Source organism: Nostocoides sp. F2B08, assembly GCF_009184895.1.
In the GTDB taxonomy this organism is placed as follows: Bacteria; Actinomycetota; Actinomycetes; order Actinomycetales; family Dermatophilaceae; genus F2B08.
Genome location: NZ_WESE01000019.1, coordinates 1 through 338 on the forward strand (window position 1 = coordinate 1; position 338 = coordinate 338).

The 338-nt window shown below is 67.2% G+C and carries 1 protein-coding gene; it reads left to right on the forward strand.

Annotated features, from left to right (window positions below; translation table 11 throughout):
- The coding region (locus GA707_RS21025; RefSeq protein WP_193315462.1) for a hypothetical protein at positions 1-338 on the forward strand (338 nt) is incomplete at both ends.

A 338-nucleotide genomic window follows, 5' to 3' on the forward strand; every position in this document is an offset into this window, starting at 1 on the left:
GAGCCGAGATGGAGACGCCGCGCCTGATGGACCTCATCCGACGCCTTCGCTACTACGACTCCGACGTCGAGGCTCGGATCGGCGACGATGGAACGGCCCGCATCGTGTGGCGCCACGAGGACGTCGGTCATCCACTGACTCTGCTCACCACCGAGCAGGACTTGGCGGCCGCCGTCACCGCCATCGGGGAGGGGTGTCGCGATGCACTGTGGCCCGAGAGCGGTATTGAGGAGGCCGGCCTCAACCTGCTGTTGGTGCACGTGGACGAGGTGGTCGCAACACGAAATACGAGCGCGCCCCTGCGCGTGAACCGCGAAGGCTTGGTGTGGCCCGAGCCC